General features: G+C 67.9%; 22 protein-coding genes. 13 read left to right on the top strand and 9 right to left on the bottom strand.

The genetic code is table 11. The annotated features are described in order from the left end of the window. The first annotated feature begins 18 nt into the window (after window positions 1-18). The gene (locus SCNU_RS02400) at window positions 19-1383 is read left to right on the top strand and encodes a dipeptidase (RefSeq protein ID WP_040517465.1); all 1365 of its coding nucleotides are present in this window, start codon (window positions 19-21) and stop codon (window positions 1381-1383) included. Window positions 1384-1506: 123 nt separating this feature from the next. Here the strand turns inward: SCNU_RS02400 and SCNU_RS02395 are convergent, their stop codons facing one another. The 4 genes from SCNU_RS02395 to SCNU_RS02380 form a co-directional block, all read right to left on the bottom strand. Continuing rightward, window positions 1507-2358: a serine hydrolase gene (locus SCNU_RS02395; protein ID WP_009677755.1), complete on the bottom strand. Its 852-nt coding sequence runs from the start codon at window positions 2356-2358 to the stop codon at window positions 1507-1509. A gap of 157 nt (window positions 2359-2515) precedes the next feature. Next, complete coding sequence (locus SCNU_RS02390) at window positions 2516-3427, bottom strand: serine hydrolase (protein WP_009677754.1); 912 nt, start codon at window positions 3425-3427, stop codon at window positions 2516-2518. A gap of 47 nt (window positions 3428-3474) precedes the next feature. Continuing rightward, the gene (locus tag SCNU_RS02385; protein WP_009677753.1) at window positions 3475-4920 is read right to left on the bottom strand and encodes a serine/threonine-protein kinase; all 1446 of its coding nucleotides are present in this window, start codon (window positions 4918-4920) and stop codon (window positions 3475-3477) included. Between the two features lie 84 nt (window positions 4921-5004). After that, window positions 5005-5697, bottom strand: a complete 693-nt coding sequence (locus tag SCNU_RS02380) for a TetR family transcriptional regulator (RefSeq protein WP_009677752.1) — start codon at window positions 5695-5697, stop codon at window positions 5005-5007. Window positions 5698-5865: 168 nt separating this feature from the next. Between SCNU_RS02380 and SCNU_RS02375 the strand changes: the two genes are divergently transcribed. The 7 genes from SCNU_RS02375 to SCNU_RS02345 all read left to right on the top strand — a co-directional run bounded on the left by SCNU_RS02375 (window position 5866) and on the right by SCNU_RS02345 (window position 12286). After that, window positions 5866-6942 carry a ferredoxin reductase gene (locus tag SCNU_RS02375; RefSeq protein WP_009677751.1) on the top strand — a complete coding sequence of 359 codons (1077 nt, stop codon included), beginning with the start codon at window positions 5866-5868 and terminating at the stop codon, window positions 6940-6942. Window positions 6943-6947: 5 nt separating this feature from the next. Further along, entirely contained in the window at window positions 6948-8120 is a 1173-nt protein-coding gene (locus SCNU_RS02370) for a fatty acid desaturase family protein (RefSeq protein ID WP_009677750.1), read from the top strand. 204 nt (window positions 8121-8324) lie between these two features. Then, complete coding sequence (locus SCNU_RS02365; RefSeq protein WP_009677749.1) at window positions 8325-9287, top strand: alpha/beta fold hydrolase; 963 nt, start codon at window positions 8325-8327, stop codon at window positions 9285-9287. Window positions 9288-9379: 92 nt separating this feature from the next. Next, window positions 9380-9673, top strand: a complete 294-nt coding sequence (locus tag SCNU_RS02360) for a hypothetical protein (protein ID WP_009677748.1) — start codon at window positions 9380-9382, stop codon at window positions 9671-9673. 8 nt (window positions 9674-9681) lie between these two features. Further along, the gene (locus SCNU_RS20730) at window positions 9682-9969 is read left to right on the top strand and encodes a DEAD/DEAH box helicase (RefSeq protein WP_009677747.1); all 288 of its coding nucleotides are present in this window, start codon (window positions 9682-9684) and stop codon (window positions 9967-9969) included. Further along, window positions 9906-11543, top strand: a complete 1638-nt coding sequence (locus tag SCNU_RS02350) for a RecQ family ATP-dependent DNA helicase (protein ID WP_009677746.1) — start codon at window positions 9906-9908, stop codon at window positions 11541-11543. The genes SCNU_RS20730 and SCNU_RS02350 overlap by 64 nt, the downstream gene beginning before the upstream one ends. Before the next feature lie 242 nt (window positions 11544-11785). Continuing rightward, window positions 11786-12286, top strand: coding sequence for a DUF4395 domain-containing protein (locus SCNU_RS02345; protein ID WP_040517531.1), 501 nt, complete (start codon window positions 11786-11788; stop codon window positions 12284-12286). Here the strand turns inward: SCNU_RS02345 and SCNU_RS02340 are convergent, their stop codons facing one another. The 5 genes from SCNU_RS02340 to SCNU_RS02320 form a co-directional block, all read right to left on the bottom strand. Next, window positions 12287-13249, bottom strand: coding sequence for a Ppx/GppA phosphatase family protein (locus tag SCNU_RS02340; RefSeq protein ID WP_009677744.1), 963 nt, complete (start codon window positions 13247-13249; stop codon window positions 12287-12289). Beyond that, window positions 13246-13776 carry a DUF501 domain-containing protein gene (locus SCNU_RS02335; RefSeq protein WP_009677743.1) on the bottom strand — a complete coding sequence of 177 codons (531 nt, stop codon included), beginning with the start codon at window positions 13774-13776 and terminating at the stop codon, window positions 13246-13248. The genes SCNU_RS02340 and SCNU_RS02335 overlap by 4 nt, the downstream gene beginning before the upstream one ends. Further along, a complete protein-coding gene (locus tag SCNU_RS20725; protein WP_009677742.1) occupies window positions 13777-14514 on the bottom strand; it encodes an FtsB family cell division protein in 738 nt (245 codons plus the stop codon). It lies immediately after the preceding gene. Window positions 14515-14527: 13 nt separating this feature from the next. Beyond that, on the bottom strand, window positions 14528-15811 hold the full coding sequence (gene eno / locus SCNU_RS02325; protein ID WP_009677741.1) for a phosphopyruvate hydratase: 1284 nt from the start codon (window positions 15809-15811) through the stop codon (window positions 14528-14530). A gap of 82 nt (window positions 15812-15893) precedes the next feature. Continuing rightward, a complete protein-coding gene (locus SCNU_RS02320) occupies window positions 15894-16556 on the bottom strand; it encodes a lytic transglycosylase domain-containing protein (protein WP_238526290.1) in 663 nt (220 codons plus the stop codon). Window positions 16557-16976: 420 nt separating this feature from the next. Between SCNU_RS02320 and efeU the strand changes: the two genes are divergently transcribed. The 5 genes from efeU to SCNU_RS02295 all read left to right on the top strand — a co-directional run bounded on the left by efeU (window position 16977) and on the right by SCNU_RS02295 (window position 22580). Then, the gene (efeU, locus tag SCNU_RS02315) at window positions 16977-17870 is read left to right on the top strand and encodes an iron uptake transporter permease EfeU (RefSeq protein WP_009677739.1); all 894 of its coding nucleotides are present in this window, start codon (window positions 16977-16979) and stop codon (window positions 17868-17870) included. 63 nt (window positions 17871-17933) lie between these two features. Next, complete coding sequence (efeO, locus tag SCNU_RS02310; RefSeq protein WP_009677738.1) at window positions 17934-19151, top strand: iron uptake system protein EfeO; 1218 nt, start codon at window positions 17934-17936, stop codon at window positions 19149-19151. 130 nt (window positions 19152-19281) lie between these two features. Then, window positions 19282-20583: an iron uptake transporter deferrochelatase/peroxidase subunit gene (gene efeB, locus SCNU_RS02305; RefSeq protein WP_420795014.1), complete on the top strand. Its 1302-nt coding sequence runs from the start codon at window positions 19282-19284 to the stop codon at window positions 20581-20583. 17 nt (window positions 20584-20600) lie between these two features. Further along, the gene (locus tag SCNU_RS02300; RefSeq protein ID WP_050792736.1) at window positions 20601-21002 is read left to right on the top strand and encodes a TIGR02611 family protein; all 402 of its coding nucleotides are present in this window, start codon (window positions 20601-20603) and stop codon (window positions 21000-21002) included. A 156-nt stretch (window positions 21003-21158) separates the two neighbouring features. Then, window positions 21159-22580, top strand: a complete 1422-nt coding sequence (locus SCNU_RS02295) for a hypothetical protein (protein WP_009677735.1) — start codon at window positions 21159-21161, stop codon at window positions 22578-22580. Window positions 22581-22702 lie beyond the last annotated feature (122 nt).

The following is a 22702-nucleotide window of genomic DNA, read 5'->3' as shown; positions in this document are numbered from 1 at the left end:
CGTGCCATCCTTGACCGCATGAGCTCAGTGGATGTCACTTCGGACACTCTCGCCGCCCGCATCGACGACCTGATGGACCGCGCTCGAGCCGATCTGGCCGAGCTGGTCGCCCACCCTTCCATCCACATCGACCGGACGCGCGCCGCCGCCGGCCGGGCGAGCGCAGACTGGATCGCTCGGGCCTTCGTCGACCTCGGTTTCGACGCCGAGGTGATCGTGACCTCCGACGGCTCCCCGGCCGTGATCGGTCATCGCGCCGGCCCGGAGGGCAGTCCCACCGTCGCGCTCTACAGTCATCACGACGTCCAGCCGGCGGGCGACGAGTCCCTGTGGACGTCGCCGCCGTTCGAGCTGGTGGAACGCGACGGTCGCTGGTACGGCCGCGGCAGTGCCGACTGCAAGGGCAACGTGATCGCCCACCTCACCGCACTGCGGGCAGTCGGCGACGACCTCGCCTGCAGCGTCCGGCTGATCATCGAGGGTTCGGAGGAAGCCGGTGGTGAGGGCCTCGACGAGCTGGTCCGCACGCGACCGGAACTCTTCGACGCCGATCTGATCCTGATCGGCGACACCGGCAACCTCGCGGTCGGCGTTCCGACGCTGACCACCAGTCTGCGCGGGGTGGTCAATGTGAAGGTCACTGTGTCGACGCTGACCAACGGCGTCCACGCAGGCGGTGCGGGCGGTCCGGCGCCGGACGCCATGGCGGCGTTGATCGCGGGGCTGTCGTCGCTGCGCAATGCTCGCGGCGACACCACCATCGACGGCCTGTCCGCCGACCAGCGATGGGACGGGTTCGCCTTCACCCCGGAGCAGTTCCAGGAGACGGTCGGAGCGCTTCCCGGCACCGAGGTGCTGGGCAGCGGGAGCCCGGCCGAACTGGCGTGGGCCCGGCCCGCGGTGACGGTGATCGGCGTCGACGCTCCCGACACCGAGGAGTGCGCCGCGGCGATCATGCCGACCGCCGCGGCGATGCTGAACCTCCGCGTCCCGCCGGGCACTGATCCTCGCGAAGCCTACGACCTGCTGGTCGCGCACTTGCGCAGGCACATTCCGTGGGGCGCGGCCGTCGAGTTCGAACCCGATGCCTTCGGTGGCCCGTTCGCCGCCGACCCCGGCGGTCCGGGGTATCGGCAGCTGATCGACGCGATGTCCACCGCGTACGACGGTCTGCCGGTGCAGTTCGCCGGTCAGGGCGGATCGATTCCCCTCTGCGCCGTTCTCGCCGAGGCCGTTCCGCGCGCCGAGATCGCCCTCCTCGGCGTGGAGGAGCCGATCTGCGCCATCCACGCACCCAACGAGAGCGTCGACCCCGGCGAACTCCGTCGCACCGCCCTCACCGAGGCCATCCTGCTGTCCTCGTTCCGCCGGGTCGTCGACTAGGGCGCGGGATGAGGCTCCGGGACTAAGGCTGTCGTTCGGTGTCACCAGGTGGCACCGAACGACAGCCTTGATCTCGTCATTCACTTCATCTCGCGGGCTTCGCTGTGTGCTGGGGCGACTCGGTCAGCCGCCGATCGGCGGGGCGCACTGTCCCGCGGGCAGGTTGACGAGGTTGCGCTGAACCCAGTCGCCCACACGGGTGAGCATCGCGGTGCCGTCTTCGAACGATCCGCTCGCGGGCACCGCGACCAGGCTGACGCCGACGGTGCCGCGCGGCGTGGTGACCACCGCGAGCTGTCGGACCACGTATTTACCCGTGTTCTCCGACACCGGACCCCAGCCGCCCTTGACCGAAGTCTGGACATTCTTCTTCGCCTTCGCCAGGCCCCACTTCTGATTCGGTCCGACGGCACTCATGTTCTGCACCACGTGATCCGCCTCGTTCAGGCACGGGAGATTGGCGGCGAACACCGATTGGTCGGTGGTCGCCCACTGGGTGGCGCCGGGGTAGCTCGCCGGCGAGCTGAGTTCGCTCGAGATCTGGGTGCGGCTGTCGCCGCCCTCGCGGAGCACGGCACTCACCGCGTCGATCGCCTGCCGGGTGGACCCCAGCGAGTCCCAGATGGCCTCCGCCGAGGCGTTGTCGGAGTCGCGAATCGACTTCGTCTCCATCGGCTGCAGATCTTTGACGTGGGCGCGCTCCGCGGCCACCGCCACCGGCGCCTTCAAGGTCGACCATGCGCGCGCCGTCTTCACCGTGCCGAAGAACGCCGGCTCGCCGCTTCCGGTCGGCGTCACCGCGACACCGAGCCTGCCCGGCACGGCCTTGGTCACGCTGCGACTGAGCTTCGCGAAGCTCTTCCCCAGATCGACCGGCGGAGGGGGCGGGCCCGGCAGTCCCGGGATCGACGGCAAGACGTTCGGCAGCGGAAGCGGTGGCGCGGCGGTCGCGACTCCGGTTCCCGCCGCCGTCACTACGACTGCCGCACAGCACACACCGACAACTCGACTCAAACGCAACACACGCACCTCTTGCAACATAGACAACACCCGCCACGCTAGCGGACGTGGTGTGTCAGACCGCGGCTCGTGCCGAACCCGCAATCGTGGTGTTGCGTAGGCGTTATCGGCGTCAGCGACAGCGACCGCCCGGCAGGGACGCCAGGTTCCGCGACATCCACTGCGCGACCGAGTTCAACGCCGCGGTGCCCGGCTCCATCGAGCCCGCCGAGGTCTGCGTGCTCATCGCGACCCCGACCCTGCGACCGTCACGCAACGTGAGGATGCCGATCTGCCGCACCAGGTATCCGCCCGAGACACTGGGCCCCCAACCGCCTTTCACCGCCGTCTCCCGCCCCTCGATCGACTCGACACCCCACTGCTGATTGCCCGCCACATCGTGCATCAACGACACGACGTGGGCTGTGCCCTTCATGCACGGCAGGTTGCCGGAGAAGGTCGCCGCGTCGGACAGCCGCCAGGTGGTCTGTCCGAAAACGGAGAACTCTGGCCGCAGCTTCTCCGACGGCACCGTCGTCCGCTCGTCACCGCCGTCGCGCAGGACGTCCGTCACCGCCGCGGCGGCGGCGGTCGGGCTGCCCAGAGACTCCCACAACGTCTCGGCGGCGGCGTTGTCGGAGTTCACGATCGCGGCCGTCTCCTCGGTGGTGGGCCCCTGTGCCCGCTCGGCGGCCACCGCCAGCGGGACCTTGATCGTCGACCACGCGACCTGTGGCGACTGGTCGCCGAACGTCATCACAGCGCCACCACCGACCGGCACCAGCGCCAGCCCGACCGGTGATGACAGGGTCCTGCTCATGGCGTTGAAGCTCGCCGTGAGCTTCTCGTCGGCGGCGTGGGGGTCGGCCGCCGACGACGGCGGCGTCGACTCGGCCCCGGCCGTCTCCGTGACGACGACGGTCGCCACCGATGATCGGGTGCCCGTCGCGTCGTCGCCGCACGCGGCGAGCGACGCCACGACCCCGGCGACGGTCGCGGATGCGAGAAGCCTGCGAGTCCGCGTCTGACGACCCGGTGATGCCATGTCTCCCCCTTGTTCACTTCGGCTGCGCCATCGCGTCGACAGCCGATTCAGAAGATCACCACGACCGCGTTGTTGCCGCCACGACACACGACCACGCCGTTCTCCGGTGTGCACGACATCGTGTAACTGCGTCCGGTGACAGGACTGTCCGCGACCACCGTCCGGGCCTGGCCCTTCGGTCCGCCCGCGGTGTACGCGGACTGGACGTTGTATGCGAACTCGCAGCTCGTGACGGACGACGCCACGCCTACTTCGGAGCTGCAGTTCCGGGTACCGGGCGGTGGCGTCGCCGCCGAGTCGGTGGCCGGCACGGTAGTGGTCAGGGTCGTCGTCGATGACGGACCGGCCGCCGAATCGGTGCCGGCCTCGTCCCGGAAGCCGAACCAGTAGACGCCCATCCCGAGCAGCGCGAGAACGAGCAGTCCGATCAGCGCGCCGAGCACGATGTGCAGCGCCCGCCCGTCGTCCCGCGGCTCGGAGTACATCTGAGGCCCGGTCGGCCCCGGGTAGTGCCCCGCGGGACCGACGTACTGCGGCCCGGACGGCCCCGGGGGCGGCATCGGCGCGGTCATCGGAGGTGCTGCGCCGATCACCGTCGGGTCGTACGCGCCCGGGCCGGTCTGAAGCCCTGCCGTCGGAGCCTCGATGCCGGGCGGCCACCGTCCGTCCAGCGCTGCCCGGGCCGCGGCCGCCAACTCTCCCGCCGATTGGAAACGCGCCGCCGGGTCCTTGGCCAGTCCGCGCGCGACCACCGCGTCCAACTGCGGCGGCACACCGGGTGCGAACTGCCGAGTCGACGGCACCTGATTCATCACCGTCGCGCGAACGATCTGACTGACGGTGGTTCCGGGAAACGGAGGCCTGCCGGTCAGCGCCTCGAACAGCACCGCCGTCAACGAGTAGACATCCGTCGCGGAGCCGGACTCCACCCCGTCGAGGAGTTCGGGCGCCATGTACGGCAGCGAGCCGATCGCCGTCCCCGCCTGCGTGAGCCGCGTGTCCGCTGCCTGGTGTGCGATCCCGAAATCGACGAGGTAGGCGAAGTCGGAGGCGGTGACCAGGATGTTCTCCGGTTTGACGTCCCGGTGGACCAGCCCGGCCGCGTGCGCGGCATCCAGGGCTTCGGCGACCTGCCCGATCACACCCACCGCATCGCGCGAGGAGAGCGGCCCGGTTCTCCGCAACCGTGCACGAAGGTCCTCGCCCTCCACGAGTCGCATGTCGAGGTAGAGCACACCGTCGATCTCGCCGTAGTCGTGGATCGGGATGATGTGCGGTTCGCCGAGCCGAGCGACCGCTTGGGACTCGCGCCGGAACCGCTCCTCGTAGGTGCGGTCGCCGGCGAAGCGCTCGTGCAGGACCTTGACCGCGACCTCACGGTCGCGAACGGTGTCGAATGCGCGGTAGACCTCTCCCATTCCACCGCGTCCGAGAAGTGCGTCCAGCCGGTACGGCCCGAACTGCGTCCCCACCCGTGAATCCGGTTCTCCCATGGGGACGATCTTCCTATATCCCTCTGACAGATTCCGATCCCCGGGGTTTTCGCACGCCTTCACCGCGGTCGGTCGAGTGGCCGATCAGTGCGTCGGCCTCCACTGGGCCATGCCGAGGAATACCATCACCAACTGCTTCTCCGCGCGCTCGACGAGGGCACGCTCGGTGGCCTCGCGGCCGTCACCGTCGAGGAGTTCGGCGACCGTCGTCATCATGATCGCGACGATCAGGTCCGCCGCGACCTCGAGATCGTCGGCGCCCCAGTCCGCCAGTGAGGGAACCCGAGCGAGGTCGATCGCCAGTTCGCGGGAGAACAGCCGCAGTTCGGTGGCGATCGCCCGGCGCACCTCGGCGACCCCGCCGTGGCGTTCTCGGACGAGGAATCTGAACTGCGATTCGTCGGCGTGCACCTTCTTCAGAAGGGTGGACAGCGAATCTCGCGCGGTCGGCATCCCCCGGCCCGCCAGATCGCGACGCGCCTCGCGCAGGGCACCGCGCAGCACACGCATCGCATCCTCCACGAGCGTGACGCCGAGATCCTCCATGGAGGCGAAGTGGCGGTAGAAGGCCGTCGGCACGATGCCCGCACCGCGCGCCACCTCACGGAGGCTGATGCTTCCGAAAGAACGGTCGTCCACCAAGTCGATGGTGGTGTCGAGGAGCGCCTGCCTGGTCTGCTCCTTCTTCTCCGCACGACTGCCCCCGGAGTCCGAGCGCGACCGCTTCGCGCGCGCCTTGCGCGGCGTCGTGCCTGGTGAGTCGGGGGATGAAGTCACGCCGACAAGTCTAGGCGGTCGAACCCGGCCGCCCGGCGATGCGGTGCCCCTCGGCCGGTGACAGCCGACACACCGACTCAGCCTTGACACCCCGAGGTGGTCATATGTCATGCTCTTTTGTGTACAGACGTTCACTGAAATGCGAACGCGAACCAGAGGAGCAGAACGATGGCAAGCAAACTCGCCCGCCTCGTCGAGACGATTGTCGAGGCAACCGCCACGCCCTACCCGGTCGACCGCTACCTGGAACTGATCGACCCGATGATCACCTGGCGCGACACCCGCGCCAAGATCACCGACGTGCGCCTGGCGACCGACCGCTCGGTGACCCTCACCCTCCGGCCGACCCGTCAGTGGGATGGCCACCTGGCTGGACAGTATGTCGAGGTCAGCGTGGTCGTCGACGGCGTCCGTCACCGCCGCTTCTTCTCGCCGGCCAATGCCGAGCAGAACCGCGGCGAACTCGAGCTCACCATCACCGCGCACTCGGGCGGGTTCGTCTCGCGGTACCTGCGCGAGAACGCCCGACCCGGCATGGTCCTCGGCCTCGGCACACCGGCGGGCGCCTTCACGCTTCCCGCGGACCGCCCGACCCGGACCGTGCTCGTCAGCGGCGGCAGCGGGATTACACCTGTCCTCTCAATGCTGCGCACACTGACCGCAGAGGGCTACGACAACCCGATCACCTTCGTGCACTACGCGCGCACCCCCGACGACGTCCCGTACCGTGCCGAACTCGATGCGCTCGACCGCACGCTCAGCCACGTCGACGTGCGGATTCACTACACCCGGACCGAGAATCCCGAGCACTTCGACCCGACTCATCTGGACGGCATCGCCGACGCAGACGGTGCACAGGTGTTCCTCTGCGGTCCGTCGACCCTGATGAGCGCGGTCCGCGACTACGCGGCCGACCGCGATCTGTCCGACCGCCTGTTCTCCGAGGCCTTCACCGTCGACACCGCTCCGCTGCTGGACCCGAATGAGCCGATCACCGGTGAGGTCACGTACAGCAAGTCCGACGTCACGACCGACAACGACGGCCGCACCCTGCTCGAGCAGGCCGAGGCCGCCGGCCTCACCCCGGAGTACGGGTGCCGCATGGGCATCTGCTTCTCCTGCACCAAGGTCCGCAAGACCGGGTGCACCCGAAACATCCTGACCGGCGAACTCGACTCCGAGCCGGATCAGCACATCCAGATCTGTGTCAGCGCCCCCGTCGGCGACGTGGAAATCGAGGTTTAAGAGCCATGGCCATCAACATCAGCGACTACTTCCGCGCCGACTCCGCGCCGGCGAGCCCCACCGAGATCACCCTCACCTACGACCAGGTGGAGCAGCTCGGCCGCGACCTCGACGACCTGCGCGCCCGCACCGTCGCCACCCTCGGCGAGGCCGACCGCGACTACCTGTACTCGATCATCCGCGCACAGCGGAAGCTCGAGTTCGCGGGCCGCGCAGCCATGTTCGTCCCGTTCATCCCGCCGGTCTGGCTCGCCGGCGTCGCCTCACTGGGCGCCGCGAAGATCCTGGACAACATGGAGATCGGGCACAACGTGATGCACGGTCAGTACGACTGGATGCGCGAGGACACCTACAACTCGCGTGAGTTCGACTGGGACACCGTCTGCCCGGGCGACCAGTGGAAGCACAGCCACAACTACCTGCACCACACGTTCACCAACATCCTGGGCGAGGACCGTGACATCGGCTACGGCATCCTGCGCATGTCGCGGGATCAGAAGTGGAATCCGTACTTCCTCGGCAACCTGGGCTACGCGACCGCTCTGATGCTGCTCTTCGAGTGGGGCGTGATGCTGCACGATCTCGAAGCCGAGAACCTGATCGCCGGCCGCCGCAAGTGGACCGACGTCAAGGGCCTGCTCAAGGGCATGTGGCGCAAGGCGAGCAAGCAGGTCGCCAAGGACTACGTGATCTGGCCCGCGCTCACCGGCCCGTTCTTCCTCAGCACGCTCGTCGGCAACGCGAGCGCCAACCTGATCCGCAACGTGTGGACCTACTCCATCATCTTCTGCGGCCACTTCCCTTCCGGCGCACAGACGTTCAGTGCCGAGGAGTGCAAGGACGAGACCAAGGGCCAGTGGTACCTGCGCCAGATGCTCGGCTCGGCGAACATCCACGGCAGCCGGCTGTTCCACATCATGAGCGGCAACCTGTCGCATCAGATCGAGCATCACCTGTTCCCGGACGTTCCCGCCAATCGCTACCCGGAGATGGCCGTCGAGGTCCGCGAGATCTGCGAGAAGTACGGCCTCCCGTACAACACCGGCCCGCTGCGTCAGCAGCTCGGCAGCACGTGGATGAAGATCGCCAAGCTCTCCCTCCCCAACTGGATGACCCGCGACGACAACGACGTCGTGGTCAACGTGGAGCGCACCAAGCAGGCGATCGACGCCGCCTGAGGTAGGACCGCACCCCTCCGCCGGTTGAGCGAGCGAAGCGCGTCCAAACCCGTGAGGTCCGCCGGAACCCGACCAGGTTCCAGCGGACCTCACGCGTTTCCGGTGCCGACTCTCGGCCGCCGGCCCCGCGAATCCGCTCGACCCGCGGCTCCGCCGCGATACATTCGGCAGGTCTGACAACTCCACGCAGTAAGGACCCGTCTCGTGGCGCTCACCGAAATCACCTTTCCGTCGCACAACGGCCGCGACACCGTCTACGGCTGGATGTATCGCCCCATCCACCCGGCGCGCGCCGTCGTCCAGCTGATCCACGGACTCGGCGAGCACTCGCGGCGATACCTGCATCTGATCAACACGCTTCTGGACGCGGGATTCGTCGTCGTGGCCGACGACCACGCCGGCCACGGCAAGACGGCGATGGAATCCGGTTTCTGGGTCGAGACCGGCGACGACGGCGCGACGACCGCGGTGACCGACGAACTCACCCTGATGTCGAAGGCGCGCGCCGAATACCCCGACCTGCCGTATGTGGTGTTCGGGCATTCCTGGGGGTCGATGATCGCTCGCGGCCTGATCAGCCGGGCCGGCGCGGATGTCGATGCGCTGATCCTGTGCGGAATCGCCGCACAGATCAGCGGAATCGACTCCGGCGTCGACCGTGCGGCGCTCGCCGCCGAACCCGACCGCAGCGCGCCCGCCGATGCGAATTACGTCGCGACAGTGTTCGACGGGTTCGTCTCGCGCTACGACGACGTCGCCGGCCCCACCGACTGGGTGGCGCGCGACCGCGAGGTGGTCCGCGACCACGCCGTCGATCCGTTCAACAACTTCGGCGCCCCGATGAGCGTCCGCTTCCTGCAGGGCTTCATCGACCTCTACGACGAGGCGAATTCCGACGAGTGGTACGACACCGTGCGCGGCGAGCTGCCGATCCTCATCCTCGGCGGCGACCAGGATCCGGTCACGAACTACGGCGAGGGCGCCTACCACGTCGCCAACAAGCTCGTCACGACCGGACACCGCGACGTCCGGACCCGCGTCTACACCGGCTTCCGCCACGAGGTGCACAACGAACCGGAGATCCGCGACGACGTGGAGACCGAGATCGTCACCTTCGTGAACCGCGTCGCCTCCCCTGCACCCACCGACCCCGCGCCGGTCGCGTGAGTCGAGGGGCGTAGCGACGAGACGCATCGAGACCACTCGCCGACACCCGCCTACGATGGTCTCCAGCAGGCCTATTCAGGAGGGACACAACCGTGGTCGGACGTGCGGAACGCAATAAGGATCTGGTTCAGGAGGTCGTCGAGAGCGCGGCTCACCGCGTCGGCAACATCGCGTCGATCATCACGACCGCCGTGGCCGACGTGGCCCGGGAGATCGGCGAACTGGTCACCGACGGCTTCGAGATGCGCGAGGCGGCGAAGACCGCCCGGGACGACTCCGAGCCGGCCGGCAAGCCGAAGACTCCGCCGCAGGAACTCGACTCGCTGAACGGATACGACGGCGACGACGACGCCGAGAACGACGACACCGACTCCAAGGACGACTGATCACCGCCGTGCCCGACCAGTACCAAGTCCTCCACGACGTCTTCGGCTACCCGGAATTCCGGGGCGATCAGGACCAGATCGTCTCGCATGTGGTCGGGGGCGGCGATGCCGTCGTCCTGATGCCGACCGGCGGCGGCAAGAGCCTCTGCTACCAGGTGCCCGCACTGGTGCGCGAGGGCTGCGCGGTGGTCGTGTCACCGCTGATCGCGTTGATGGCCGATCAGGTCGTGCGATGCCGGGCGTCCACGGAGGGCGTCCGCCGAACTCGCGGATCCGTCGTCAACACACTCCTCTGAACTCCACACAGTTCCCGGAGCAGCGGGCGGAGGTCGAACAGGCCTACCTCGCAGGCGAACTCGATCTGATCTACATCGCACCCGAGCGGCTCAGCCAGCGCGGGACGCGCGAGTTCCTCAGCCGGGGCGCGCTGTCGTTGATCGCGATCGACGAGGCGCACTGTGTCTCGCAGTGGGGTCACGACTTCCGGCCCGACTACCTCGCGCTCGGCGAGCTCGCCGAGATCTGGCCCGACGTTCCGCGGATCGCGCTCACCGCGACCGCCACCCGTCGCACGCACGAGGAGCTCACCTCACGACTCCATTTGGAGAACGCCCGTCACTTCGTCTCGAGCTTCGACCGCCCCAACATCACCTACCGCATCGAGCCCAAGGCCCAGGCCAACAAACAGCTCCTCGAGTTCATCCGGACCGAGGGCATGGTCGACGGCGAGCCCGCGACCGGCATCGTCTACGCGCTGAGCCGCAACAGCGTCGAGAAGATCGCGGCGTTCCTGCAGGCGAACGGCGTGAACGCACTTCCCTACCATGCAGGCCTCGACCGCGGCGTCCGCGAGGACACCCTGCATCGATTCCTCCGTGAGGACGGAATCGTGGTGGTCGCGACGATCGCGTTCGGGATGGGCATCGACAAGCCCGACGTCCGCTTCGTCGCCCACGTCGACCTGCCGAAGAGCATCGAGGGCTATTACCAGGAGACCGGGCGCGCCGGGCGCGACGGGCTCCCGTCGATCGCCTGGATGGCGTACGGGCTCGCCGACGTGGTGAACCAGCGACGGCTCATCGACCAGTCCGATGGCGACGCCGCTCACCGCCGCGTGCAGTCGCAGCTGCTGGACGCGATGCTCGCGCTGTGCGAGACGCCCACGTGCCGCCGCCAACAGCTGCTCGGCTACTTCGACCAGCAGATCGAGCCCTGCGGCAACTGCGACACCTGTCTGAATCCGCCGGCCACCTGGGACGGGACGGTCGCGGCGCAGAAGCTGCTCTCGACCGTCTTCCGGCTCGACCGCGACTTCAACCACGCCGCCTACGGTGCCGGCCATCTGATCGACATCCTGCGCGGCGCGGACAACGCACGGATCAAGCAGCTGGGTCACGATCGCCTCACCACCTACGGGATCGGCACCGAGCTCGACGCCGCAGGCTGGAGCAGCGTGGTGCGACAGTTGGTCGCGAGCGGCGTCATCGCACCGCAGGGTGACTACGGCGTCCTGCGACTGACCGAGAAGGCCGCACCCGTTCTTCGAGGTCAGACCGTCGTGATGCTGCGCGAGGACGCGAAGGCGCCGGCGCGCGCCCGCAGATCCGCCCGTGCCGCCGCTCCCGCCGCCGACCTCTCCGAGCAGGACCGCGGTCTCTTCGAAGCGTTGCGGCGCTGGCGTTCGGCGGTCGCGAAGGAAGCCGAACTGCCCGCGTACACCGTTCTCGGCAACAAGACGCTCGAGGAGCTCGCGCGGATCAAGCCGGCGAATCACGAGGAACTGCTCGGAGTCTCCGGCATCGGGCAGAACAAGCTCGAGAAGTACGGCGACCAGGTCCTCGAGATCCTCGCGGACTTCGAGTCCGCGTAGCGGTCCGGGAGTCGACGCCGAAAGTCTGTCGTGTCACGCGGCTCCGAGGGCAATATGCCCTCGGAGCACGCTCAATCGACAGGCTTTTCACGCCGCATGTCGTGTCCGACACATCTGCGCGTTCGGATCACCGTGACCCAAACCCTTGGCGCGGACGACCCCGGGCCATATCGTGAATCGTCATCGTTTTGAATGGAGTACCCGTGACTGACTCTGACGTGTTCACCCAGGTCGATTCGTCGATCGCCGTCGAAGAGAACCGGTCGTGGCATCGCGGCGTCTTCGACTTCCCGAATCCGGTGAATGATTACGCGGCGCGCTCGACGGCGGGCCTGGTCATCGCGCTGGCAGTCGTCACCGTCGTGGTGAATCAGCCGTGGCTCTACGGGATCCTCGCGCTCGGCTTCGTCTTGCGCGTCGCGGGCGGACCTCGCTACTCGCCGTTCGGCCGGCTCGCCGTGCACCTCATCGTGCCTAAGGTGTGGAAGAAGTCGAAGACGGTTCCCGGACCGCCGAAGCGGTTCGCGCAGACGATCGGTCTCGTCTTCTCCGGCACCGCGTTCGTGCTCTCCCTCGCCGGCCTCGGACTCGCGGCCCAGATCGTCGTCGGCCTGCTGATCGTGGCCGCGTTCCTCGAATTCGCCTTCGGCCTCTGCCTCGGCTGCATCGGCTTCGGCCTCCTTCAGCGGGCCGGGATCATTCCGGAGAGCGTCTGCGAGGCCTGCAACAACTTCGGGCGCTGATCAGCGCGTCGCCAGTCCCAGCGCGATTCCGTCGAGGATGTCGTGCTCCGAGACGACCATCTCGGTGATGGCCGCGCGGTCGGCGAACTGACGGGCCAGTTCACGGGTCACCAGCGCGCCGCCGCCGATCACGTCGGCACGACCCGGGTGCATGGGGCCGAGAGACATCCGCTCATCGCGTGTCATCGCCACGATCCGGCCGCACAGCACGTGCAGGTCGGCCAGTGGGATCCGTGAGTGGTGAATCACCTCGGGGTCGTACTCGTCGAGCCCGGCGTGGACGGCGGCGAAGGTCGTGAGCGTGCCTGCGACCCCGACCCAGGTGCGCGCGGGTGAGACGTCGACCGCGTCGAACGCCTTCGCCAGTTCCTGCGCGGCAATCTCCGCCGCCCTCGCGCGTTCGTCGACGGTCGGCGGGTCGGACGGCAGCGCGCGCTCGGTGAGACGCACGCATCCGATGTCCGCGGAGTAGGCGCCTGCGACGACCGCCTCGCCTCGCGACACCGAACCCACGACCACCTCGGTGCTTCCGCCGCCGAGATCGGTGACGACGAACGGTCCGTCGGCCGGGTCGAGTCCCCCGACCGCGCCGCGGAACGAGAGACGAGCCTCCTCGTCGCCGGTGATCACCTCGGCCACCGCGCCGGCCTGGACCTTGCCGAGCAACTCGGCGGTCATCGCGAAGAATTCGTCGCGGTTGCTCGCGTCACGGGTTGCGGAGGTCGCGACCATTCGCACCTGCTCGACGCCCGCCACGACCATCCGCTCGACGTAACCGGCGAGCGCCACTCGGGTCCGCTCGATGGCCTCGTCCGCGAACTGGCCGGTCGAATCGACACCCTGCCCCAGCCGCACCACGATCATGTCGCGTTCGACGTCCGTCAGCGTGCCCGCGTCATCGATGTCGGCGATCAGCAGGCGGATGGAGTTGGTCCCGCAGTCGACGGCGGCGACGCGCGTCATGCGTCCGCCCCGTCGGCGTCCGACGGTCCGGTCGGCGGCCAGTCGCCGGGGACGGCGATGCCGCGCAGCTTCTCGACGTCGGCCAGCAGCGCGACGGCCTCGTCGCCGAGCGGGTTGACGCCGGGGCCCTTGGCCAGGGAGTGCGCGACCAGCACGTGCAGGCACTTCACCCGGTCGGGCATGCCGCCGCCGGCGAAGTCGGTGCCCAGCGACTCGATCGCGTCGCGCTCGGCGAGGTAGCTCTCGTACGCCCGGCGGTAGCCTGCGGCGAGCTCGGCGTCGTCGGCCAGACGCGCCTGCATCTCCCGCATGACGCCGCCCGACTCCAGACGACTGCACGCTCCGGTGAGCCGCTGGTCGGTCAAGTAGTAGAGCGTGGGGAACGGGGTGCCGTCGGGCAGCCGCGGCGCGGTCTTGACGACGGCCGGCTGCCCGTCGGGCGTCCGGTAACTGATCTCGAGCACGCCGCGCGGCTCACGTCCCAACTGCTTCGCGACCGCCTGCAGGTCGGCTTCGGTGATGCTCACTTACCCTCGGGTGTCCGGCGGTGTCGACACCGCATCCATCAGATTCTCGTACCACGGAGTCGCGGCGCGCTGTCGCTCCGCCGCCTGCTCCGCTTCTTGCTGCTTGCGGGTCGGGTTGATGATCACGACGGGCTTCTCGCCCTTCGGCACGTACTGCAGGCGCTGTCGGGCCTGGACCTCGATGTACGCCGGGTCGCTCTGCTGGGCGAGTTTGTTCTTGTACTCCTGGGTCTCGCGCCGCAGCTGCGCGTTCGACTCCTGGAGCTGATTGAACTCATTGCGCTGCGCGATGTACGTCCGCACCGGAACGGCCAGCGTCAGCATGAGGAAGATCGCCATGCCGACCGCGATGCCGATGGTCGTCACGCTCAGTCCGCGCCGCTGTGCGAACAACGACAGCCGCGACGGCGAGGCGGGCAGGTCGCCCGAGGCGTTGCCGCGCGGACGGTCGGACGGTCGTCGCCGTCGAGCGCCGACGTGCGACGGCGTCGCACCGCCCGCGGGATCCCGACCGGCGTCCGGCGCCGGTGTGGGCGCGGCAGGCTCTGCAGTGGACCGAGACCGGGTGCGCCGCTGATCGGGTCGCGACGACTGCCGCGACGACCCCGTCCGACGGTCGGTACGACCACGCGAGCTGCGCCGACGGGGTGCTCCCCCGTCGCGCCCCTGCGCACCGTCGCCCCGCCGAACGGGCCCGTTCCCCTCGGTTCCGGCGCCCCCGGTCTCGCCCTCTGCCATGCCTACTAGCTAATCACGCACCGAACGAAAAGCGCGGGAACGCCAGGTCACCGGCGTAGCGTGCGGCGTCGCCGAGGCCTTCCTCGATACGCAGCAGCTGGTTGTACTTCGCGACGCGCTCACTGCGGGCCGGGGCACCGGTCTTGATCTGGCCCGAGCTGCACGCGACGGCCAGGTCGGCGATGGTGGTGTCCTCGGTCTCGCCCGAACGGTGGCTCATCATCGTCTTGTAGCCGCTGTTGTGGGCCAGCGCGACGGCGTCGAGGGTCTCGGTCAGGGTGCCGATCTGGTTGACCTTCACCAGCAGCGCATTCGCGATGCCCTTGCTGATGCCCTCTTCCAGGCGCTCCGGGTTGGTGACGAACAGGTCGTCGCCCACCAGCTGCACCTTGTCGCCGATGGCCTCGGTCAGCGCGGCCCAACCGGCCCAGTCGTCCTCAGCCAGGCCGTCCTCGATCGAGACGATCGGGAAGTCGGTCACCAGCTTCTCGTAGAAGGAGATCATGTCCTCGGCGGACTGCGCCTTGCCCTGGAACTGGTATGCGCCGTCGCGGTAGAACTCGGTCGACGCCGAGTCGAGGGCGATGACGATGTCGCTGCCGAACTTGTAGCCCGCCTTCTCGACGGCCTCGGCGATGACGCTGATCGCGGCCTCGGTGTTGGGCAGGTCGGGGGCGAAGCCGCCCTCGTCGCCCAACGCGGTGCTCATGCCCTGCTTGTGCAGCACCGACTTGAGCGAGTGGTACACCTCGGCACCCCAGCGGAGCGACTCGGCGAACGTGGCCGCACCGGTCGGCGCGATCATGAACTCCTGGAAGTCGATGCCGTTGTCGGCGTGCGCGCCGCCGTTGATGATGTTCATCATCGGCACCGGCAGAATGTGCGCGTTCGGTCCGCCGACGTAACGGAACAGCGGGAGGCCCGCCGACTCCGCTGCCGCCTTCGACACTGCGAGCGAGACGCCCAGCAGCGCGTTGGCGCCCAGTCGCGACTTGTCGGGCGTGCCGTCCAGATCCACCAGGGTCTGGTCCAGGACGCGCTGGTCGTCGGCCTCGATGCCGATGACCTCGGGGGCGATGTCGCCCAGAACCGCCTCGACGGCCTTCTTGACACCCTTGCCGAGGTAGCGGTCGCCACCATCGCGCAGCTCGACGGCCTCGTGCTCACCGGTCGAGGCGCCCGAGGGAACCGCTGCCCGCGAGAAGGTGCCGTCGTCCAGGACCACCTCGACCTCGACGGTCGGGTTGCCACGGGAGTCGAGGATCTCGCGCGCGCCTACCTGCTCGATAATTGCCACTTGTCAGCCCCAATTCGATGTTCGATGTCGTCGGGTCGGCGGAGGGCCGCCGACAGATTCCGAACACCAGGATAAACGCAGATCAGTAGCGGATGTTCACGGAGTAGGCGTTCGCGTAGTTGCGCACCTTCAGGACGTACTCGTCGTGGTTGTTGTAAGCGTGCACGGCCTTCTCCCAGCCCTCGGGCGTGGTCATGTCGCCGCCGGAGTAGACGCAGAGGTAGCGCGCCGCGGACAGCGCGGCGTCATCGATGTTGTCCGGGTCGGCTACGCCGTCGCCGTTCGCGTCGACGCCGTAGCGCATCCAGGTCTCGGGGATGAACTGGAAAGGCCCCATCGCGCGGTCGTACTCGGTGTCGCCGTCGAGCTTGCCCTTGTCGGTGTCGCGGATCACGCGGTTGCCGTTGGTGCCGTCGAGCTCGGGTCCGCGGATCTTCGGCCGCACGTCTCCGTTGGGCGCGACACTGGCGCCGCCGTGCCTGCCGTGTTTGGTCTCGACCGCGGCGATGCCGGCGAGAGTGGTCCAGCCGATGCCGCATTCGGGATGCTGCTGTCGCTGGATCTCGGCCGCGTTGCCGTACGCCTCGAGCGCGGTCAGCGGAATCGCCGTCGCCTCAGAGATGGGCGTCGCCCAGTCACGCATCTTCTCCGCGGTGCGACCCGGCGAGTTGATGTCGATGTACGGCTGCTGGGTACCCACGCCCGGAGGCAGACCGTCGGGGATGTCGGGCCGGTCCCACGGCATCCGCACCCCGCACGACGACAGCGCCAGCACTGCGGCCAGCAGGATGGGCGCGACCCACCATCGGCGCCGACTCTTCGTCGCCGATTGCACAAGTCGGGTCACACGTTCCTCATCTCAGGTCGCGGCGGTCGGGGTTCGGGGCGCGCACAAGCGTCGCACATCACCTGGATCAACTCCGAAATGCGTGGTCGAGTTCCCGAATCGACGCGATTGCCGACGTGATGCGCGCCTCGTCGACGCCGGGACCTTGGGCGGATCTCGGCTGAGCCGTTCGTCCGGAATCGGGTTGATCCGCTTCGCACGTTCTGCCGTCCTTGCAGCTAGAGAGCGAATCCGATTAGGAGAGGCTCACCCAATGTGGGTTATCCTTACCAAGCTGTCCGGCTCTCCGGACCGGCGCCCCAGGCGGAAGGAACGGTGATGACGACGCTCATCGCAGAAGGCGCACCCTCGGTGGTGACCCAGATGGTGGGCAGTGGACTCATCGGCGTCCGAGAGGGCCTCGAGGCGGGCATCGTCGTGATGGTCCTGATCGCGTTCGCCGTGAAGTCCGACCGGCGTGATGCGCTGAAGTGGATCTGGCTCGGTGTCGGCGCCGCCCTCACGATGATGATCGGCACCTTCCTGATCATCCAGTTCGGCTCGTCGACCATCTCGTCCCTCGCCGCGGAGCTGCTCGCGGGCATCGCCTCCCTGGTCGCCGTCGCGATCGTCACGTTCATGGTCCTGTGGATGCGTAAAGCCGCCGCCCATATCTCGGGCGACCTCAAGTCCGGCCTCACCGACGCCATGGCCGTCGGCGGCGCCGCCGTCTTCGGCCTGGCCTTCCTCGCCGTCGGACGCGAGGGCTTCGAGACCGCGCTGCTGATGGTCGGCTACGCCGAGAGCGTGTCCGGCGGTGCCTGGCCGCTCGTCGGCCTGCTCCTGGGCATGCTCGTCTCGGTGCTGCTGACCTGGCTCCTCTACAAGGGCGCCATCGCCATCAACTTCACCAAGTTCTTCACCTACACGGGCTACTTCCTGATCGTCGTGGCCGCCGGAATCCTCTCCTACGGCGTGCGCGCCCTGCAGGTCTACGGCTGGCTCCCGGGGCTGGACAACATCGCCTTCGACATCTCCTCGTGGTACGACCAGAGCGCCTGGTACGGCGTGATCCTGCAGGGCATCTTCAACTTCCGCCCGGAACCGACGGTGCTTCAGGTGGTCGCGTGGGTCGGGTATGTGGCCATCGTCGGCGGGCTGTTCTACGCCCGCGGTCGTGCGGTGACCCCGAAGCCGAAGCCCGCCGAGTCCGCCCTGGAAGACGCCGCGTAGACGTCCTTCTCTCGACCTCCTCCCCGCGCTGTCGCAGCCCGCGGACACCCCGAAAGGAACCCCATGCCCAAGCTCTCCCCCGTTCTGCGGAACGTCGTCGTGCTCGGCGCCGTCGCGGCGACCCCGTTGGCGTTGGCCGCGTGTGAGGCGAAGTCGAGCAGCGACGGCGCGGTGACGGTCACCTCGTCCAACGACGCCTGCGACCTGTCGACCACCGATCTGCAGACCGGCCAGGCGAACTTCGAGATCACCAACACGGGCAGCAAGGTCACCGAGTTCTACGTGTACGGCCAGAACAACCGAGTCCTCGCCGAGGTCGAGAACATCGGCCCCGGACTCAAGGGCAAGCTCGGCGTCGAGTTCAGCGAGCCCGGCACGTACACCGTCGCCTGCAAGCCCGGCATGGTCGGTGCGGGCATCCGCCAGGAACTGAAGGTCACCGGCGAGACCAAGGCCAAGAGCCATGCGCCCGCCGACGTCGAAGCCGCCAAGCAGCGCTACCTCGAGTACGTCCGCGGGCAGCTGAACGGGCTCGTCGCGCAGGTGCAGACCTTCACCGGTGACGTCAAGAGCGGGGACCTGGAGGCCGCCCGGAACGGCTTCGGCCTGGTGCGAACCTTCTACGAGCGCGTCGAGCCGGTCGCCGAGTCGTTCCCGGATCTCGATCCGAAGATCGATATGCGGTGGGACGACACCGAGGACGGGAAGCAGGCGTTCACCGGCTTCCACCGGATCGAGCGCTTCCTGTTCCCGCCGACGCCCGCGGACATCGGCGAAGCGGAGGGCCAGGTGGCTCCGGCCGATGCCGCCGATGCGAAGACCGCGGACACCAAGGCGAACATCGACAAGGTCGCCGACCAGCTGATGACCGATGTGACGCAGCTGCGCGACGAGGTCTCGGCGCCCGACTTCGAGTTCGAGACGCAGATGTTCGTCCACGGCCCGCAGGCCCTGATCGACGAGATCGCGAAGACCAAGGTCGGCGGCGAGGAAGACCGCTACAGCCACACCGACCTCTGGGACATCGCCGCGAACATCGACGGTTCGGAGACGCTGATCGCCGAACTGCAGCCGATGATCTCCCAGCGCGATCAGAAGCTGATGGACAAGATCACCGCGCAGTTCGCCGACGTGCGGTCGTTCATCGATCAGTTCCGCGAGGGCGACGGCTACGTCTCCTACGACAAGGTGAACGCGGAGCAGCGCAAGGAGCTCTCGGACAAGGTCGACGCGCTGTCGGCGACCCTCTCCCAGGTGCCCGGCATCGTTCTGCAGCAGTGAGTGAGCGTGCGTAGTGAGTGACAGCGAAGTGGAGCCGACCGGGGACGACGGGCCCGACCCCCAAGCCGGTCGAGTGCCCGGCCCGCAGGCTGGTCGAGTGCCCGATGCGAGCGAAGCGAGCACCGGGCGTATCGAGACCCCCGCACCCGACGCACCCAAGCCCGGCGTGTCCCGTCGCACCGTGCTCGGCGCGGCGGGCGTCGGCATCGCGGCAGGTCTGGCAGGTGGTGCGGCGATCGGTGCGACGGTCGGCGGTAACGACGACGCCGATCCCGATCAGATCGTCGCGTTCCACGGCGAGCGGCAGGCCGGCATCGTCACCGAGGCCCAGGACCGGCTCCACTTCGCGTCCTTCGACGTCATCACCGACTCGCGCGAGGCGCTGGTCGACATGCTCAAGAAGTGGACCGTCGCGGCCGACCGCATGACGCGCGGCGAGGAGACGGTTCCCGGCGGTGCCACCGAGATGGGCGAGTACCACCCGCCGGCCGACACCGGTGAGGCGCTCGGGCTGTCCCCCGCCCACCTCACGATCACGATCGGCTTCGGGCCCGGTCTGTTCGGTCCCAGCGCGTCGGACCCGAACCGCAAGGATCGCTTCGGCATCGCCGACCGGAAGCCCGCCGCTCTCGCCGATCTGCCCGCGTTCGCACAAGAGAAGATCGAGGCGTCGCGATCGTACGGCGACATCTGCATCCAGGCCTGTGCCGACGATCCGCAGGTCGCCGTCCACGCCGTTCGCAACCTCGCACGCATCGGCGTCGGTGTGGTGTCCGTCCGGTGGTCGCAGCTCGGCTTCGGCCGCACGTCGTCGACCACACGGTCGCAGGAGACGCCGCGCAATATGTTCGGCTTCAAGGACGGTACGGCCAACGTCCGCGCCGAGGACACCGGAACCCTCGACAAGTGGGTGTGGGTCGCGCCGGAGGACAACCCGCCCGCCGCCCAGTGGATGACCGGCGGCACCTACCTCGTCGCCCGTCGGATCCGCATGGACATCGAGCCGTGGGACCGCGCCAATCTCAAGGAGCAGGAGAACATCGTCGGCCGGACCAAGGGCTCCGGGGCTCCGCTGAGCGGCGACGACGAGTTCGACGATCCCGACTTCAACATCACCTCCTACGGGGCGCCGATCATTCCGTTGACGTCACATGTGCGCCTGGCGCATCCGGACACCAACAACGGTGTCCAGCTGCTGCGCCGCGGCTACAACTTCACCGACGGATCCGACGGCTTCGGGCATCTCGACGCAGGCCTGTTCTTCATCGCCTTCAACCGCGACACGTTCAAGCAGTTCGTGCCGATCCAGCACCAGCTGTCCCGCAAGGATGCGATGACGGAGTACCTGATCCCCAACGGCTCGGCGATGTTCGCAGTGCCGCCCGGCGTCAAGCCCGGCGAGTACTGGGGCCAGGCGTTGTTCGAGAAGTAGCCGACGTGCCGACGACGATGGATAGAGTGCGCGCGCTCGGACAGCGGTACTCGCACCTGCGGCACAACACGCGCTTCGGCGGGGTGCTGCGCTACGTCACGATCGTCGTGGGGTTTCTGGTCACCGCGGTCGGCGTCGTCACGATTCCCTACCCCGGCCCCGGCTGGGCGATCGTCTTCCTCGGCCTCCTCATCCTCTCGCAAGAACTCGTATGGGCGGCTCGGCTGCGTAAGTGGATCATGGGGCAGCTCAACCGGTTCTACTCGGACTACATCGACGGCAATCGCTTGGCACAGCTCGCTCTCGCGATCGGAACCTGTGCGATCGTGTTGGCCACTCTCTGGGTCACGGGCGCTCTCGACCTGGTCCAAGGGTGGTTCGGTCTCGATTACGGATGGCTCGAATCTCCTCTCGCCTGATCGGGCTCCGACTGCCCCGAACATATCGCTCGCCTCTGACACGAAATGGGCGCGTCGATCGCCCGACGCACAGCCGGGTAGACCGTTCATGCGATACCTCACCCGCCCGGGGCGACTTCGACCCCGATCACCCCTGTACGGTGCGACGATCGAACAGTGAACGACACTTCCCCGACCACATCACGGTCGACGTCTCGCCTCCGCGCCGTCATCAGCGCGCTCATGATCATCGTCGCCCTGATCCTCGCGCCGGTCGCGTCGGTCGGCACCTGGGCGCGCGTGCAACTCGTGGACACCGACCAGTTCGTGGCCACGTTCGCGCCGCTCGCCGACGATCCGGCGGTCCAGACCTTCGTCGCCGATCAGATCACTGATCAGATCAACGAGCAGGTCGACTTCAAGCAGATCATCGGCGACGTGTTCGCCGGCATCGCGGAAGCGAATCTCCCGCCGCGCGCCGCGACCGCGATCGCCTCCCTGGAGGCTCCCGCCGTCGCCGGGATCCAGTCCCTCGTCGCGTCGACCACCCAGCGAATCGTGGCGTCCGACCAGTTCGCCGAACTGTGGGAGGAGAGTCTGCGCGTCAGTCACAAGCAGATCACCGCGCTTCTCAAGGACCAGCCCGGTACCGCACTGCAGGTGTCGAACGACGGGACGCTGAGCCTGGAGCTCGGACCGCTGATCGACGCGGTGAAGCAGCGGCTCGTCGAACGCGGGCTCTCGTTCGCCGACAAGATCCCGGTAAAGGATCGGTCGATCGCGATCGTCCACGCCGACTCCCTCGGCCTGGCGCGGGTGTCGTACCAGATCGCGGTCATCGGCGGCTACTGGCTCCCGTGGCTCGCTCTCGGACTCCTCATCGGCGGCATCCTCGTCGCGAACCGCAAGCGCCGCGCCGTCGTGATCTCCTCGATCTTCTTCGCGATCATCTTCGGCCTGATGACGATGGGTGTGTGGATCGGCGGGAACATCTTCGTCTTCTCCGTCAGCCCCAACCCGCTTCCGAGTTCGGTGGCCCACGCGATCTTCGATCAGGTCACCGCCATGATGGATTCCACCCTCCGGGCCCTGACCTTCCTCGGTGTCCTCGTCGCGGTCGTCGCCTGGTTCGCCGGGCCCTCGCGGCCGGCGACGGCGACGCGCTCCGTGCTCGGCTCCGGATTCGCCAGCCTCCGCGGCGCACTTGATCGCGCCGGCGGCGACACCCGTGGCTTCGGCCGTTTCCTCGACAAGAACCGCAACGTGATCCTCATCGTCGCGATCGCACTGGGCATGGCCGCCCTGTTCGCCTCGCGCCCGGTGACGTTCACGGCCATCACGTGGCTGGTGATCGCGCTGATTGTCGTAGCAATTGCGGTCGAGGTGCTGCGACGGCCGGAGGGTGAGTCGGAGAGTGTTGGAACGGAAAAGGAGTCGCAACCACCGACGGTCGACCCGGCAAACGAGTCCTCCCGCGCATCCGAGTCGACTGACAGCGGTAAGGCAGACCTTTACGACGACTCCGATGTTGCGGTACTTTCCAGAAACGCTGACACCGAAGCTGAGGGAACAGTCGACGGAGAGCCAGCCGACAAGTAGTTCGGTGCTTCCCTGTAAGGGGCGACCGGCACTCGCCGGAATGACTCGGACAAGCGAGACCATCCGTGGTCAAGCGCCCTAGGTGTGATGTCCAGGCAGGTTGTTTTCAATCCTGGTGATGG

Source organism: Gordonia neofelifaecis NRRL B-59395, assembly GCF_000192435.1.
GTDB classification, from domain to species: domain Bacteria; phylum Actinomycetota; class Actinomycetes; order Mycobacteriales; family Mycobacteriaceae; genus Gordonia; species Gordonia neofelifaecis.
The sequence above is the reverse complement of the archived record's forward strand: the minus strand, read 5'-3'. Positions and strand labels throughout refer to the sequence as shown.

Bases quoted from the DNA above. Each gene is read 5' to 3' on its own strand.
- SCNU_RS02400 (WP_040517465.1), top strand. From the start codon at position 19: ATGAGCTCAGTGGATGTCACTTCGGACACTCTCGCCGCCCGCATCGAC.
- SCNU_RS02390 (WP_009677754.1), bottom strand. From the start codon at position 3,427: ATGGCATCACCGGGTCGTCAGACGCGGACTCGCAGGCTTCTCGCATCC.
- SCNU_RS02385 (WP_009677753.1), bottom strand. From the start codon at position 4,920: ATGGGAGAACCGGATTCACGGGTGGGGACGCAGTTCGGGCCGTACCGG.
- SCNU_RS02375 (WP_009677751.1), top strand. From the start codon at position 5,866: ATGGCAAGCAAACTCGCCCGCCTCGTCGAGACGATTGTCGAGGCAACC.
- SCNU_RS02370 (WP_009677750.1), top strand. From the start codon at position 6,948: ATGGCCATCAACATCAGCGACTACTTCCGCGCCGACTCCGCGCCGGCG.
- SCNU_RS02350 (WP_009677746.1), top strand. From the start codon at position 9,906: ATGCCGGGCGTCCACGGAGGGCGTCCGCCGAACTCGCGGATCCGTCGT.
- SCNU_RS02340 (WP_009677744.1), bottom strand. From the start codon at position 13,249: ATGACGCGCGTCGCCGCCGTCGACTGCGGGACCAACTCCATCCGCCTG.
- SCNU_RS20725 (WP_009677742.1), bottom strand. From the start codon at position 14,514: ATGGCAGAGGGCGAGACCGGGGGCGCCGGAACCGAGGGGAACGGGCCC.
- SCNU_RS02320 (WP_238526290.1), bottom strand. From the start codon at position 16,556: ATGCCGTGGGACCGGCCCGACATCCCCGACGGTCTGCCTCCGGGCGTG.
- efeU (WP_009677739.1), top strand. From the start codon at position 16,977: ATGACGACGCTCATCGCAGAAGGCGCACCCTCGGTGGTGACCCAGATG.
- efeO (WP_009677738.1), top strand. From the start codon at position 17,934: ATGCCCAAGCTCTCCCCCGTTCTGCGGAACGTCGTCGTGCTCGGCGCC.
- SCNU_RS02300 (WP_050792736.1), top strand. From the start codon at position 20,601: ATGGATAGAGTGCGCGCGCTCGGACAGCGGTACTCGCACCTGCGGCAC.